Source organism: Terrabacter terrae (assembly GCF_039529575.1).
Classification (GTDB): domain Bacteria; phylum Actinomycetota; class Actinomycetes; order Actinomycetales; family Dermatophilaceae; genus Terrabacter; species Terrabacter terrae.
Genome location: NZ_BAAANB010000003.1, coordinates 379,280 through 393,415 on the forward strand (window position 1 = coordinate 379,280; position 14,136 = coordinate 393,415).

Consider the following 14,136-nt stretch of genomic DNA (forward strand, 5'->3'; position numbering starts at 1 on the left):
GAGCGTGGGCGACGCGCACGGTAGCGCCGCGGATGGCAGAGCGGTTGAGGCCGTCCACAGCTGTGCACGCGTACGGGGACCCGCCCCGGCGAGCCGCTGTGATGGTGGCTCACGACAGGAGGAACGAGTGCTTGTGACTCTCACCGTGCTGGACCGGCGCACCACCGGTCAGCCGCATCGTCACGTGACCATCGAGGCGTCCGCCGGCACGAGCTTCGGGGCGGTGCGCGCTCGCGTCGGCGCAGTGACGGGTCTGTCGGCCGCCCAGCTCCGCGTCGGAGACCGGCTCGTGGCCGACGACGACCTTCTGGGGCACCCGCCGCTGTTGCGTGGCGCCCTCCTCGTCGCTGGACCCGCCGACCGCGCCGGTGGACCCACTGGCGGGATGGGCGCCGTCGAGCTGCGCCTGGTGAGCGGCTCCGGCGCGGGCCGGCTCGTCGTGCTCGGACGAGGGCAGCACGTCATCGGCCGCGCCGCCTCCGCGGGTGTCCGACTCGACGACCCGGGGGTCTCCCGCGCGCACGCGGTGCTGAGTGTCTCGACCGACGGCCTGTACCTGCGAGACCTGCAACCCACGAACCCGTCGCGCCTCGATGGCGTGGCCCTTCCCGTGGCGGGCGCCCGCGTCACGACGGGACAGCACCTGCGGATCGGCTCCACGACGGTCGTCGTCGGTCAGGCAGACGTTCGCGCCGGTCACCACGAGATCGTCGGCGGCGAGGTGCGCATCCACCGGCAGCCCCGCATCCGTGAGGCAGCGACTACACCACCCGTGGTCTTCCCGGAGGCACCACGTCGCCCGGAGCACGGCCGTGTCCCGCTGCTCGCCTCGCTGGCACCGCTGGCGCTCTCCGGGATCCTCGCAGTGGTCCTCTCGTCCCCCGCCCTGTTGCTCTTCGCGCTGATGTCCCCGGTGCTGCTCCTCGGCCAGTGGTGGAGCGACCGCCGGGCGGGCCGCACCTCGTACCGTCGCCAGCTGCGGGAGCACGCTTCGCAGCTCGAGCGGGCACGGAAGGACCTGCTGGACTCGGCGCGCAGGGATGCCCTGCGGCGTCGCGGCGAGCAGCCCGATCTGGCGTACGTCGAGGCCGTGGTGCGGCGGCGAGGCACCCGGCTGTGGGAGCGCCGTCCCGCGGACGGCGATTACCTGCGCGTCCGCGTCGGTACCGCGACCCAGCCCGCCGAGGTGCACACCTCCGGTCCCGCAGGCGAGCGGCCGCAGATCGAGGACCTTCCCGCCCTGCTGGACCTGCAGGGGGTCGTGGGCGTGGCCGGGCCGCACGGGCACGCTTCCTCGCTGGCGGGCGCCCTGCTGGTGCAGGTGGCGGCCTGGCACACCCCGCGCGCGGTCACCCTCCACATCCTGGCGGACACCGAGGAGCGGGCACGCCAGTGGGAGTGGGCCGCCCACCTGCCTCACGCTCGGGGAGGCGAGGAGGAGGCGGCGCGGATCTCCGGAGGGGCTGCAGCCGTGGCCAGCCACGCAGCAGCGCTGCGGGCGCTCGTCGAGAGCCGCCGCGGCACGTCGTACGGCCACCGGCCGCCGCCCGGCGCGAGCCCCCCGGTGGACACGCTCGTCCTGGCCGACGGAGCCAGCGCTCTGAGAGCGGTGCCCGGCTTCTCCGAGCTGCTCCGCGGGGGACCCGACGCGGGCGTGGCTCTCGTCTGCCTCGACCGGGATGTCGCCTCGCTCCCCGTCGAGGCGAGCGCGACGCTGGAGATCGAGGGCTCCGGACTCGGCGGCACCATCAGGCAGGAGGGCAACACGATCGAGGGCGTCGTGCCGGACCTTCCGTCACCGGGCTGGCTCGAGACCGTCAGCCGAACCATGTCGCCCTACGTCGATGCCACTCCCGAGATGGGAGCGGGCACCCTTCCCGCGCGAGTCTCCTTCGTCGGCCTGCACCGCGCCGCAGGCACCGACGCCCTGTCCGCCGACAGCCTCGCGCAGGCCTGGTCCCGAAGCAGTGGACGACCGGTCGCGCTGCTGGGACTCGACGCCGAAGGGGAGGTCTCGATCGACCTCGCGGCGGACGGCCCGCATGCCCTCGTCGGCGGCACGACCGGCTCGGGCAAGTCGGAGCTGCTCCAGAGCCTCGTCGCAGGCCTCGCCGTCACCAGTCCCCCGGACGAGCTGAGCTTCGTGCTCGTCGACTACAAGGGCGGTTCCGCCTTCAGCGAGTGCGCTCGCCTGCCCCACACCGTCGGACTCGTCACCGACCTGGACGCCCACCTGACAGCTCGCGCCCTCGTCTCGCTCGACGCAGAGATGAAGCGTCGCGAGCGCCTCCTCGCCCAGGCTGGCGCGCGCGACCTCCACGAATACCGGCGAGCCGCTGGCGTATGCCCTGACCTTGCCCCGCTGGCGCGCTTGGTCATCGTGGTCGACGAGTTCAAGGCGCTCGCGGAGGAGTTCCCCGACTTCATCGACGGGCTCGTACGCGTCGCCGCGCTCGGCCGGTCGCTCGGCCTGCACCTCGTGCTGGCGACACAACGGCCCGCGGGCATCGTGTCGGCCGACATGCGTGCCAACGTGGCCCTGCGGATCGCCCTCCGCGTCCGCGACCGGAGCGACAGCGAGGACGTCGTCGACTGCGCCGACGCGGCGTCACTGGACCCGCGCACGCCCGGCCGCGCGTGCATCCGAGCCGGCGACCACGGCCTGCGCACCGTGCAGACCGCCTACATCGGCGGTGGTCTGGCTCGACGGGCCGACGAGGCCATGCCGGTGCGCGTCGTCGCACGCGACCTGCTCACAGCCCTCCCAGCCGCCCCGGCGAGCTCGAGCGAGGACCTCTCCCGAGGCTGCGGCACTGAGCTGGACGCCTACGTCGCCGCCTCCCGCGCAGCTGCACGACAGCTGGACCTCCGTACGGCGTCGCAGCCGTGGCTGCCACCCCTGCAGGACGTGCTCACGACCGCCGAGCTCTCCCGGTGGGCCGACGACGAGGACATCTCCGTCGACGCGACAAGTGTTCCTCTGGGCCTCGTCGACCTGCCACACCGGCAACGACAGGAGTCGCTGCACTGGCGACCGGAGCACGACGGCCATCTGGGCATCGCCGGCGGCCCGAGGTCCGGGCGGTCCACGAGCCTGGTCAACCTCGCCCTCGGCCTCGTGCGACGGCACTCGCCCCAACGGCTGCACCTGCACGTGCTCCAGGGCGTGTCCGGCCCGGCCGCGGCACTCGGCAGGCTCCCGCACGTGGGCACCGTGACCGATGCCACCGACCCGGGAATCATCCGCCGGCTGGTTTCGCGCCTGCTCGGGCTCGTCGACGGTGAGGAGACGGGGCCCGACCGCGTCGTGGTGCTCGTGGACGGTTGGGAGTCGCTCGAGGAGTCGTTGTCAGACCACGGGAGCGACGTCGACGACCTCCACCGACTGCTGCGCGACGGGCCGTCCGCCGGGGTGTGGTTCGCCGTTGCCGGGGGCCGCGCCCTGCTCTCCGGCCGGCTGCCGGGCCTGCTCCAGCGACGTCTGGTGCTCTCGATGCCCGACCCGCTGGACCTCACTCTGGCCGGTCTCCCACCCGCCCAGACGTCGACGACCCTGCCGCCGGGGCGAGCGATCGACCTGCGGTCCGGGAACTACTTGCAGCTGGCCGTCCCCGGCGCCGATGCCTCTGCAGCCGCCACCGCGGCGGCGGTGGATGCGGCCGCCGGGGCCCTCGAGTCCGCGTCGGGTGCGGCCGCACACGCCGGCGAGGCCGGCGAGACCAGCGAGGACGGCCAGGCCGGCGAGGGAGGTGAGGGCGGCGAGGACGCCGGGGACGCGGATGCCGCCGGGGACACTGTTGGGCAGCAGCACACGGCAGGCCCGGGACCTGGTCGGGCGGGCCGCGTCGCGCGGTCGTCGGCACCATGGCGCATCACCGCGCTGCCGGCCCACGTGCCCCTCGAGGGCTTGAGCCCGGGTGGCGAGGAGCTGGTCCTCGGCCTGGGCGGCGACGAGGCCGGCCCGGTGGGCCTGACCCCTGGCCCCGGACGGCGGCGGTTCCTGGTCGCCGGCCCGAACCGCTCCGGACGTTCGACCGTGCTCACCACGACCGGCGAGCGCCTGGCGCAGCAGGGTCGCCACGTCGTCGTCCTGTGCCCGCGACGCTCTCCCCTGTCGTCCTGGGCGGGGTCCCGCAGGCTGCGCACGTTCACCACCAAGGACGTCGCCGAGGTCGTCGAGGTGCGCCGTGCGGATCCAGATCTGTGCGTCCTGGTCGACGACGTCGAGCTCGTCGACGGCAGCCCCGTCGAGGTGGCCCTCGTCGAGCTGGTCCGCCTCGTCGACGACACCGACGGCTTCATCGCGGTCGCGGCCGAGCTGACGAGGGCCAACGGGGCCTTCCGTGGGCTCGTGCCCGAGGTCGCGCGCAACGGCTGCGGGCTCATCCTCGGCGCGACCTCGCCGAGCGACGGGGACGTGCTCGGCGTCAGGCTCGAGGTGCCTGCTGTCCGTCGGCCGGGGCGGGGCGAGCTCGTCGTCGACGGCGGCACCGTGCCGACGCAGGTCGCCCGCCTCGACCCCGACCGACCGCTGCCGCCGCTTCCGATCCCGCCCTTGCCCGTCCCGGCTCTCCCCGTGCCGGCTCTCCCGGTGCCGGCAGTTCCGGTGCCGGCAGTTCCGGTGCCGGAAGTTCCCGTCCGGCCGAGAGCCGCGAGCTCATGAGTCGAGGCTGGCACGTTGCCGCCGCGTCACGAGCCCTCTTCGAGCCCGCGAACTCGCTATCGCGGACGCGTCGGCAGGTGCGTCCGCGGAGCCATGCGGGCACCCCGGCGCGGCCGGCGCTGGCCGGCCAGGCCGAGCAGATGCTGCACCCGGTAGCGGTGCCCGCGGTACGGCTCGAGCAGTACCGCGAGGCCCTCGTCGTCCACCGGCGTCCCGGTCAGGGCCCAGCCGATGTCCTTGGCGACGTGGTAGTCACCGAACGACACGGAGTCCGGGTCGCCGAGCGCGCGCTGCGCCACCTCGGCCGCCGTCCACACACCGACACCGGGAAGCGCACGCAGGCGACGGTGCGCCTCCGCGAGGGACACCGAGGCGCCCTCCTCCAGCCGGCCGGCATACCCAGCGGCGCGGACGACGGTCTGCGAGCGAGCGTTGTCGACCGACGCCTGGAGCCACGCCCACGACGGGATCGCGGCCCAACCGGACGGGGTGGGCGGCGCCATCAGCCCCGGGAACGGCCCGGGCGCGGGCGTGCCGTACCGGCGCACCAGCCTCCGGTAGCCGGCGAACGCCTCCTGGCCGGTCACCTTCTGCTCGATGACGGCCGGGACGAGGGCGTCGAGGACCAGGCCTGAGCGCGGCACGCGCCAGTGCGGGAACCGCCGCCACGCCTGCGCCACGACGTCGTGGTGCGCCACGAAACCAGTCGGGTCGTCCTCGTCGCCCAGCAGCGCGGGCACCGACTCGAGGAGCCACTGCGCCCCCGGGCCCCAGGCCTGCGCGTGCACCAGCGACTCCCCCGCCCGGCACGCGAGGTGCAGGGTCCCGACCCCCTCCGGCGTCTGTGCCGCGCGGGTCACCGTGCCCTCGTGGGTGAAGCGCGACGTGGGGTCGCCCGAGCCCCGGGCGAAGATGCGCAGCTGGGCTCGCAGCGCGATCTCACGGTCGCTGCGCCACAGTCGGGTCAGGGGTTCGGGCACCACATCATCCTCGCTTACACTCGGCTCGGTCGTTGAACGGGAGAGCAGCCGCCGGGACGACCGCGACTCACACGCACAGCCGGTCCGCGCGGCGCCGACGTCACCACTGGCGCCGCACCCGGCACCTGGACAGGAACGAGGAACGATGGCCCGCGAGACGACCCGAGACCGCCGCGAGCGCGTCGCCGCGATGCAGGCCGCGCAGAAGAGGTCCGAACGCCGTCGCCTGCTCGTCGTCATCGGTGCCTGCGTGGCCGTCATCGCCATCATCGGCGCCGCCGTCGCCTGGGCGGTCATCGGGGAGCAGAACAAGAAGGACCAGGCCCTCGCCGGCATCAACGGCGGCGTCGCCGCCGCCTCCTGTGACCCCGTGACCAACGACCCTGCCAGCGGGTCCAGCGACCACGTCGGCCCGGGCACCAACCAGCCCGGCGTCACCAGGATCCAGTACTCCACGGTGCCCCCGTCGAGCGGCAAGCACTTCGCCGTCCCGGCCGTCGACTCCCGCCGCGTCTACACCGTCGCCGACGTCCCGGCCGTGGAGACGCTCGTGCACAACCTCGAGCACGGCTACACCATCCTCTGGTACGACCGCTCCGTCGAGAAGGAGCAGGCCGCGTCGTTCCAGGCGCTCGCCACCAAGGTCAACGCCATGAAGGAGTCGGCCAACAAGTTCCTCATCGTGCCGTGGAACCCTGCCTACGGCTCCTTCCCTGCCGGCAAGAAGTACGCCCTGTCACACTGGTCGGCCGACGTCGACCAGAGCACGGGCAAGGTCGGCCAGCAGATGGGACACCGCCAGCTCTGCGGCGGTCTCAACACCAGCGTGGTCGAGACCTTCGTCAAGAACCACCCGTGGAGCTCGGCGCCGGAGCCCGGCGCCGCCTGAGCCCGTCGGTCAGCGCCCGTCCCACGCATACGGACCGTCGGCCCCCGGTGACCCACCGGGGGCCGATCGCGTCCGTCGGGTTAGTGTGCATAAATGGCGATCACCGGTGAGTACGTCCCCAGCCCCAGCCAGTGGGTGCGCGACCAGGTAGAGACGATCGAGCGCACCGGCACCACGGAGTCCGTCGACATCATGGGCCTGCCCGTCGTCATGCTGACGATGCGCGGCGCCAGGAGCAGGGCCGTTCGCAAGGTGCCCCTGATGCGCGTGGAGCACGACGGCTCGTTCGCCGCGGTCGCGAGCCAGGGCGGCGCCCCGCAGCACCCGCAGTGGTACCACAACCTCCTCGCCCACCCTGACATAGAGCTCCAGGCGGGGACGGAGACCTTCCCCGTGCACGCCCGTGAGGTGAGCGGCGAGGAGCGTGAGCAGTGGTGGGAGCGCTGCGTGGCTGCTTTCCCCTCCTACGCGGAGTACCAGACGAAGACCGACCGCCTCATCCCCGTCTTCGTCCTCGAGCGGCGCGGCACGACGTCGTGACGCCGCCCGACCTCATTCGCGGACCTCACCTGCTGACGTCGGCCTCCCTCGCGGCGGCCTCGCCGGCAGCAGCGGCCTGCCGTTCGGTGATGAGGTGGTGCGAGCGCGCGTAGAGCCAGCCGCCGAGCGCCGCCAGGACGTCGACGATCGTGACGATGAAGCGCGACATGATCGCCACGGCCGCAGCCGCCGGTGTCGGTATGGCGGTGGCCAGGATCAACGTCAGCAGTCCCTCGCGGGCGCCCAGGCCGGCAGGCAGGACGATGGTCAGCATGCCGAGCGAGACCGACAGGGCGTAGCCCGTCATGGCGGCGGTCGTCAGGTCGGGATGCGGCGTCCCGTTCCCCGCCACGGCACGCGCCAGCAGCAGCGTGTGGACGCCGAAGGCGACCCACACGAGGACGAAGACGACGACCGCGCGAAGCACCGCGCCGGCCGACAGGCCCTGCTCGAGCGGCTGCCGCTTGAGGACGCGCAGGGTCCGGTCGATGATGGCGTTGAGCAGCCGGGGCACGCACAGCACCACGAGGATCGGGATGCCGAGCAGGAGCCACCAGTCGAAACCACCCGACGTGCGGGTGAGGAGGAAGGAGGCTGCGGGCAGTCCCACGAGCAGTCCGGTCAACAGCGCCAGGCCGAGGGCGAGCAGGCCGGTGACGGCGGTTCGTCGGCGGGGCACCCGCAGGTGGCTCGCGATGTCCGCCTGGACCAGCACCGACCACAGCGAGCCCGGGAGGTACTTGCCGAGCTGCCCGACGAAGTAGACGCCCGAGGCAGGTGCGACGTGCAGGTCGGAGCCGAGGTCTCGCAGCAGAGTCTTCCACCCGACCATCGTCAGCCAGGTCCCGGCGGCGGCGGCGAGCGTCGACCAGAGGAACGTCGACCAGGAGATCTTGCCGAGCTGCACCGACATGTCTGCCCAGTTGCGGGCGACGGCGTAGACCACGGCGGCGAGCGTGATCAGCGCGATGCCCAGGCGGAGGACGGTGAGTAGTTTTTTGCGCGTCATGTCGGGTCCATCATCGCAGGCTCGCGGGGTGCTCAGCGACGCCGCAGCGTGAGCCGCACGAGGCCGTATGCCGCGTCGTCGGCGCGGGCGCGCGAGGCGGCCGTGCGCATACGCGCCGTGACGTCGCCGTCCAGGTCACCGACGAGCACGAAGCCCAAGCCGTGCGCGCGGGCCAGGATGGCGCGCACGTCGGCCGGCCCGATGGCGCCCTCGGCCGCCCTGGGGCCGATGGGGACCGTGACGACGAGCAGGCCGCCGGAGCCCAGGGCCCACGACGCCTGCTCGAGCACGTGGTCGACGTCCTCCCCGTCACACCCGTGCGGGTGGATGCGGACGATGACGTCCAGCGAGCCGGTGTCGACGTCGAGTGCCGCGACGCTGGGGTGCTCCCCGGTGAAGTGGATCTCGACCGGTGCGAAGCCCACGGCGCGGGCCCACCGCGACAGCAGGGACCGGGTGCCGCCCTCGTCGACGATGACCGAGCTGCGCAGGCCGTCGTCGCGCACCCGCAGGATCGCCGCGAGCGCGCCGAGCGCTGCCCAGGCGGCGACGTCGTCGAGGGAGCGGGGCAGGCCGAGGATCCGGGACAGGCGACGGGCGTCGTCGGCCTGCTCCGGTTCGCCGAGCACGTCGGTGGCCCGAACCCAGTCCGGCAGGTCGCCGGGTTGGAGGGTCACCAACGGTCGACGACCGGCGAGGACCCGCGAGGCCGCCTGACGAACGCGGCGTGCGACGGTGTCCGAGGCGCGCCCTGCGACGTCCGTCACCTCTTGGCCGGCGACGGAGCGCACCAGGCGGTCGGCGACGAGACGCGCCCCGGGGGCGGCCACCTGCCGTGCCCGCGACAGCGTCGGACCGAGCCCCCGCCCGGCGTGCCCGGCGGGCTCGCTGCCTGCCCCGTCGCGGGGGCCGGCAGCAGCCAGCCGGTCCGGGGCGGACAGCGTCTCGATGGCGCCCAGGTAGTGGGCCCACGAGGCCGTGAGGTCGGGTGTCTGCACGCCCTCGGCGAGCCGCCGACGCACGTTCGGGTCGCCCAGCCGGCGGAGCGCCGTGGTGAGGGCGTCCTCGTCGCCGCACGGCACGAGCAGCCCGTCGAGCCCGTCGGTCACCTGCGACGAGAAGGGCGGCACCTCGAAGGCGAGCACGGGCAGCCCGTGGAGGTGGCCGAGCGCCACCTCTCGCGTGGACGGCGCCGAGAGGTACGGCAGCGCGAGCACGTCGTGGATCCCGAGGAGTGCCCCGAGCACGTCGGCCGGGAGCGGGCCTTCCCTGACCTCGACCCGGCCGCCGAGCGCCGGGTCCGCCGCGAGACGTCCGATGCGCGCGGCGTCCGCGCCGCGGAGCTCTCCGGCGACGGTCAGGCTCACGTCGGGAACCGCGCGCACGGCGCGCAGGAGGAGCTCGAGGCCGTCCAGCCGACCAGCGGCTTCGAGAGCGAGCAGCCGGGTGGGTCCTCGGCGCCAGCCTCGGGCCGTGCCGTCACCGCCGGCGGGCAGCGGCGGCAGGGCGGCGACGGAGACGTGGTGGGCACCGAGGTCCCGGGCGAGCGAGACCTGGCCGGCACTGGGCACCAGCACGGAGTCCACCCGGGACAGCAGCGACGAGACGAGCCGCCCTTCCACCAGCCGGCTCCTGCCGGGGAGCGCGTCGAGGCAGACGACCACCGACTGGGGCCGGGGGCCGGCCCCGTGCGGCAGCGAGCCGGTGTGCACCGCCCCGGCCGCCTGCAGCAGCGCCCGATGGGCGGGCACCGACGTCGGCACAGGGTGGACGAGGAGCACGGCGTCGACGTCGCGAAGGCGCCGCCCTACCCGCACCCAGGTGTCGGGCCGTGTGCGGCTCAGCGCCCGGATGGTCCGCGGGAACGGCGCGACGTGCGGGTGTTCGGCAGACGCTGCCGTGACCGAGCTCCGCGATCGCGAAGGGGCTGTCCACGTGACGAGGGTGACCTCGTGGCCGGCATCGCTGAGGTGGTGGGCGAGCATGGCCGTGTGCGCGACCGCGGTCTCCTCGTCCAGGTGCGCCGGTCCGACGATGGCGACGCGGAGCGCTGCCGACCCCGCGTCGGAGGTCGACCCGTATGCCGCTTCGCCGCGGGTTCGACGGCCGGTGCCCCGGGAGGGGCGGTGCGGCGGTCGGGGGTCGTGTGACAACGCATCCGTCATGGTGAGCCGACTCTAGTTCGACCCACGGACGTGGCGGCTGCCGCAGTCGGCCTCGCGTGTCGGCCTCGGGGTTTCGGCCTACGGCCCGGTCAGCGATTCGGTCGGTGGCCGGTCGGTCCGGTATGCGCTCCAGCGTGGCGGGAGCACGGTGCCGACCGCTCTACGCTGTTCGCATGCAGAACGACGACGTGTGGCTGGTGGTGCCGCTCTACAACGAGGCCGCCGTCATCGCGGACGTCGTGCACGAGGCCCGCGCCGTCTTCCCCAACATCGTCTGCATCGACGACGGCTCCACCGACGCCTCGGCGAAGCGGGCCGAGCTCGCGGGTGCGGCCGTCGTGCGCCACCCGGTCAACCTCGGGCAGGGCGCGGCCCTGCAGACCGGCTTCGACTACGCGCTCGGCGACCCGTCGATGCGCTACGTCGTCACCTACGACGCGGACGGCCAGCACCAGATCCAGGACGTCGACGCCATGGTCCAGCGCATCCGGCGCGGTGACGTGCAGGTCGTCTTCGGGTCCCGCTTCCTCGACGAGCGCAACGAGGCGTCGGTGCCCAAGCGCGCGGTCCTGCGGGCCGCCGTCGCCTACACGAACGCCACGACCGGGACCCGGCTCACCGATGCCCACAACGGCCTGCGGGTGCTGCGTCGCGACGTGGTGGAGAAGCTCGACATCACCCAGAACCGCATGGCCCACGCCTCCGAGATCGTGGCCCAGATCGGCTCGATGCGGCTCGACGGGGCGAAGGTCGCCTACGCGGAGGAGCCCGTGCACATCCTCTACACCGACTACTCGAGGGCCAAGGGCCAGTCGCTCTGGAACGCGGTCAACATCCTCGCGGAGCTGATCTGGCGATGAGCAGACAGAGCGTCATCCAGATCCTGCTCATCGCAGCGGTCCTTGCCAGCGCCTGGCGGCTGCTCGTCGGGACCGGGCAGCGCACCCAGGCGGTGCGGCGGCTCGGACTGCTGCTCCTGCTCGGGCTCATCGTCTACTCCATCATCGACCCCAGCAAGACCTGGACGAACCTGGCTCGGGCCCTGGGGGTGGGTCGTGGAGCCGACCTGATCCTCTACGGCCTCGCCGTCGCCTTCTTCGGGTTCGTGGTCACGACCTACAAGCGGTTCCGCGCCATGGAGACCCGCTACACCCGGCTGGCGCGGCGCATCGCCCTCGACGAGGCGCGCCCGGCGGCCGAGCACGTGCGGCAGACAGGGACCGGTGAGACACTGTCGGCCGATGTGACCCCGCCCCCCAGCGTGAAGGCAGCAGATGCCGACTGATCCGAGCACCCCAGGGCAGCCCCACGGTGACGACGCCTACGTCGTGGACACCAGGCGCCGTCCCGAGAGGTCGAACGGCCGCACCGCGGCGCCCTTGCGCAGCGGCTCCGACACCCGACCTGGCCCTGACGACGCCGTCGTGGTCGACACCCGCCGGCGAGGCGGGTCCTCGGACGGTTCCGGGCAGCGCCCGGCCGCTCCCCGGGCGGCCGTCCCGGCCAGACGCCGGCGACGCCACGGACGCGTCGTGCTGGTCGTACTTCTCGTGCTGCTCCTCGCCTGGGTCGGGTTCATGGTCTGGGTGCCGATGCACGCGTGGGGCGCGGTGAACAAGGTCGACAACATCCCGGCCGGCGACCGGCCCGCCGACACGTCCGGCCACAACTACCTGCTCGTCGGCTCCGACAGCCGTGAGGGCCTCACCACCGCGCAGCGCAAGAAGTACGCCACCGGCGACGCGGTCGGCCAACGCACCGACACGATCATGCTCGTGCACGTCTCAGAGAGCGGCGGCAAGCCGGTCATGGTCTCGCTGCCGCGCGACTCGTGGGTGCCGATCGCCGGACACGGCCACGACAAGATCAACGCCTCCTACTCGATCGGCGGCCCGAAGCTGCTCACCGAGACGGTCGAGCAGGCCACCGGCATCCACGTGGACGGCTACGTCGAGATCGGCCTCGGCGGGTTCGCCTCGGTGGTGGACAGCGTCGGCGGCGTCGACCTCTGCGTGCCCCGCGACATGAAGGACAAGAAGGCCGGGATCGACCTCAAGAAGGGGTGCCAGACCCTCGACGGCGGCAACGCCCTGGGCTACGTCCGGTCGCGCTACGAGGACCCGCTGGGCGACATCGGGCGCGGGGCCCGCCAACGCCAGTTCCTCGGGGCGCTGATGAAGAAGGCGGCCACTCCGTCCACCGTCCTGATCCCCTGGCGCTACAGGAGCTTCGCCGACGCCTCCGCCGCCGGGCTGGCCGTCGGCGAGGGAACCGGCATCATGGACGCCGTCCGGGTGCTGCAGGCCATGCGGGCCGTCAGCAACGACCAGGGCCTCTCGCTGTCGGTGCCCACCTCGACGCTCTCCTACCGCACGAGCACCGGAGCCCTTGCCGTCAAGTGGGACACCGAGCGGGCCAAGGCGCTGTTCACGGCGCTGAAGAACGACGAGCCCCTGACCCAGGCACCTCCCGGGACCACGGTCCGCGAGGGCGGGAACAGCTGATGCCAGCCCCCCGGACGGCCACGACCCGATGACCGGGACCCCGTTGCCCGCGGACGTCCTCGCCCGCATGGTCGCCTCCGATCCGGGTCGGCCGCGCCTGACCTGGTACGACGACGAGCCAGGGCCCACGTGCGGCGAGCGGATCGAGCTGAGCGCGCGCGTGCTGGCCAACTGGGTGGCCAAGGCCGCGAACCTCCTGCAGGACGACGCTGCCGCGGGGCCGGGCACCACCGTGGGCCTGGACCTGCCGGCGCACTGGCGCTCCCTCTACTGGGCCCTGGCGGCGTGGTCGGTGGGCGCGACGGTCGTGGTCGGGGACGCCGCTGCAGGCGCCGACCTGCTGGTCACGGACTCCCCCGCCGCCGCGGCAGGGCACGGAGGTGATGCCGTGCTCGTCTCGCTGCCGGCGCTCGCTCGCAGCCACCTCGACGCCGGCGCCGCACCGGGAGCCGTCGACGAGGCCCGGGAGCTGTCGACGCACGGGGACCACTTCTCGCCGATGTCCGACCCGGAGGCGGGCGACGTCGCGCTCGCCGCCGGGGGCCACGACACGGCATACGGCGATGTCGTCGTCCCCGTCGAGCAGTGGGGAGCCGCGCCACGGGTCGCGCTCGCCGGCGGCCTCGACCGGGTGCTGTGCGCTGCGCTGGCCGCCTGGGCGGCCGACGGCTCCGTCGTCCTCGTGCGCGGGGACCGAGACGACCTGCAGGACCGGTTCGCCTCCGAGGGCGTCACCGTCGACTCACGCCAGAGCGCCTGAGGCGCCAGGCTTCACGCCGACAGGCGGTCGAACAGCGACCACGTGCGCGAGGCCACCACGCCGGTGCTCGCCAGGCCCGCTCGGGCCTGCGCGGCCTTGACCGCCTCGCGCGTCGCGAGGTCGAACACGCCGGTCGGGGGCACCCCCAGGAGGCGCTGCACGGCCATGACCTGCGGCCCGGTGTCGCCCGCCCGCAGCACCGTCGAGCGGTCGGCGACGAAGGGGAAGTCGCGAGCCTCGAGCACGTCCCACAGCTCCGGTGTGACGATGCCCGTCTGCGGCAGGGCGAGCGACCGCTGCAGCAGGATGACCTTGTCGCGCGTGATGGCCCCGAAGACGCCGTCGACCGCCAGGCCACCGAGCGCTCGCTGCACCACCCGGACGGCGGCTCCACGCGCGCCCGGCGCGACGGTCAGGCTCTTGTAGGGCGTGTAGCTCGTGGCGACGTCGACCCTCGCGACGCCGGCGCTGGCGCGTGGCGGGATGCTGGCGCAGGCAGTCATGGCGAGGTCCTTCCTGATTCGTGGAGTCGTCGTGGTGCGTCGTGGCGGGACGAGGTGGCGGTCGACGCGCGCACCGCGGCCCGCGATCGCCTCCTGCACCATTTATGCACTGTCGTCACAGCA

11 protein-coding genes are annotated in these 14,136 nt (G+C 73.4%); 7 read left to right on the top strand and 4 right to left on the bottom strand.

The features are described from left to right. Window positions 1-127 precede the first annotated feature (127 nt). On the top strand, window positions 128-4,663 hold the full coding sequence (locus ABD194_RS07175; RefSeq protein ID WP_343989460.1) for an FtsK/SpoIIIE domain-containing protein: 4,536 nt from the start codon (window positions 128-130) through the stop codon (window positions 4,661-4,663). Window positions 4,664-4,719: 56 nt separating this feature from the next. On the opposite strand, the gene ABD194_RS07180 is transcribed toward ABD194_RS07175, so the two are convergent. Beyond that, on the bottom strand, window positions 4,720-5,646 hold the full coding sequence (locus ABD194_RS07180; RefSeq protein ID WP_343989462.1) for a DNA-3-methyladenine glycosylase family protein: 927 nt from the start codon (window positions 5,644-5,646) through the stop codon (window positions 4,720-4,722). 142 nt (window positions 5,647-5,788) lie between these two features. On the opposite strand from ABD194_RS07180, the gene ABD194_RS07185 reads away from it, so the two are divergent. Together ABD194_RS07185 and ABD194_RS07190 are read left to right on the top strand one after the other, a co-directional pair. Next, window positions 5,789-6,532, top strand: coding sequence for a DUF3105 domain-containing protein (locus ABD194_RS07185; protein ID WP_343989463.1), 744 nt, complete (start codon window positions 5,789-5,791; stop codon window positions 6,530-6,532). 93 nt (window positions 6,533-6,625) lie between these two features. Beyond that, window positions 6,626-7,072, top strand: coding sequence for a nitroreductase family deazaflavin-dependent oxidoreductase (locus tag ABD194_RS07190; protein WP_343989465.1), 447 nt, complete (start codon window positions 6,626-6,628; stop codon window positions 7,070-7,072). A 25-nt stretch (window positions 7,073-7,097) separates the two neighbouring features. On the opposite strand, the gene ABD194_RS07195 is transcribed toward ABD194_RS07190, so the two are convergent. Then, complete coding sequence (locus ABD194_RS07195; RefSeq protein WP_343989467.1) at window positions 7,098-8,081, bottom strand: lysylphosphatidylglycerol synthase domain-containing protein; 984 nt, start codon at window positions 8,079-8,081, stop codon at window positions 7,098-7,100. A gap of 32 nt (window positions 8,082-8,113) precedes the next feature. Continuing rightward, window positions 8,114-10,246, bottom strand: a complete 2,133-nt coding sequence (locus ABD194_RS07200) for a glycosyltransferase (protein ID WP_343989469.1) — start codon at window positions 10,244-10,246, stop codon at window positions 8,114-8,116. 173 nt (window positions 10,247-10,419) lie between these two features. Between ABD194_RS07200 and ABD194_RS07205 the strand changes: the two genes are divergently transcribed. The 4 genes from ABD194_RS07205 (at window position 10,420) to ABD194_RS07220 (ending at window position 13,510) form a co-directional block, all read left to right on the top strand. Beyond that, a complete protein-coding gene (locus ABD194_RS07205) occupies window positions 10,420-11,106 on the top strand; it encodes a glycosyltransferase family 2 protein (RefSeq protein ID WP_343989471.1) in 687 nt (228 codons plus the stop codon). Then, window positions 11,103-11,531 (top strand): DUF2304 domain-containing protein, encoded by a 429-nt coding sequence (locus ABD194_RS07210; RefSeq protein WP_343989473.1) that lies wholly within the window; start codon window positions 11,103-11,105, stop codon window positions 11,529-11,531. Before ABD194_RS07205 ends, ABD194_RS07210 begins: the two co-directional genes overlap by 4 nt. 247 nt (window positions 11,532-11,778) lie before the next feature. Next, on the top strand, window positions 11,779-12,750 hold the full coding sequence (locus ABD194_RS07215; protein WP_343989475.1) for an LCP family protein: 972 nt from the start codon (window positions 11,779-11,781) through the stop codon (window positions 12,748-12,750). A gap of 28 nt (window positions 12,751-12,778) precedes the next feature. After that, a complete protein-coding gene (locus tag ABD194_RS07220; RefSeq protein WP_343989477.1) occupies window positions 12,779-13,510 on the top strand; it encodes a TIGR03089 family protein in 732 nt (243 codons plus the stop codon). Between the two features lie 11 nt (window positions 13,511-13,521). On the opposite strand, the gene ABD194_RS07225 is transcribed toward ABD194_RS07220, so the two are convergent. Then, window positions 13,522-14,013 carry a peptidoglycan-binding domain-containing protein gene (locus ABD194_RS07225; protein WP_343989479.1) on the bottom strand — a complete coding sequence of 164 codons (492 nt, stop codon included), beginning with the start codon at window positions 14,011-14,013 and terminating at the stop codon, window positions 13,522-13,524. Window positions 14,014-14,136 lie beyond the last annotated feature (123 nt).

Excerpts from the sequence above, each read along its gene's own strand:
- ABD194_RS07185 (WP_343989463.1), top strand. The coding sequence starts at position 5,789 with ATGGCCCGCGAGACGACCCGAGACCGCCGCGAGCGCGTCGCCGCGATG.
- ABD194_RS07190 (WP_343989465.1), top strand. The coding sequence starts at position 6,626 with ATGGCGATCACCGGTGAGTACGTCCCCAGCCCCAGCCAGTGGGTGCGC.
- ABD194_RS07205 (WP_343989471.1), top strand. The coding sequence starts at position 10,420 with ATGCAGAACGACGACGTGTGGCTGGTGGTGCCGCTCTACAACGAGGCC.
- ABD194_RS07225 (WP_343989479.1), bottom strand. The coding sequence starts at position 14,013 with ATGACTGCCTGCGCCAGCATCCCGCCACGCGCCAGCGCCGGCGTCGCG.
- ABD194_RS07220 (WP_343989477.1), top strand. The coding sequence starts at position 12,779 with ATGACCGGGACCCCGTTGCCCGCGGACGTCCTCGCCCGCATGGTCGCC.
- ABD194_RS07210 (WP_343989473.1), top strand. The coding sequence starts at position 11,103 with ATGAGCAGACAGAGCGTCATCCAGATCCTGCTCATCGCAGCGGTCCTT.
- ABD194_RS07200 (WP_343989469.1), bottom strand. The coding sequence starts at position 10,246 with ATGACGGATGCGTTGTCACACGACCCCCGACCGCCGCACCGCCCCTCC.
- ABD194_RS07195 (WP_343989467.1), bottom strand. The coding sequence starts at position 8,081 with ATGACGCGCAAAAAACTACTCACCGTCCTCCGCCTGGGCATCGCGCTG.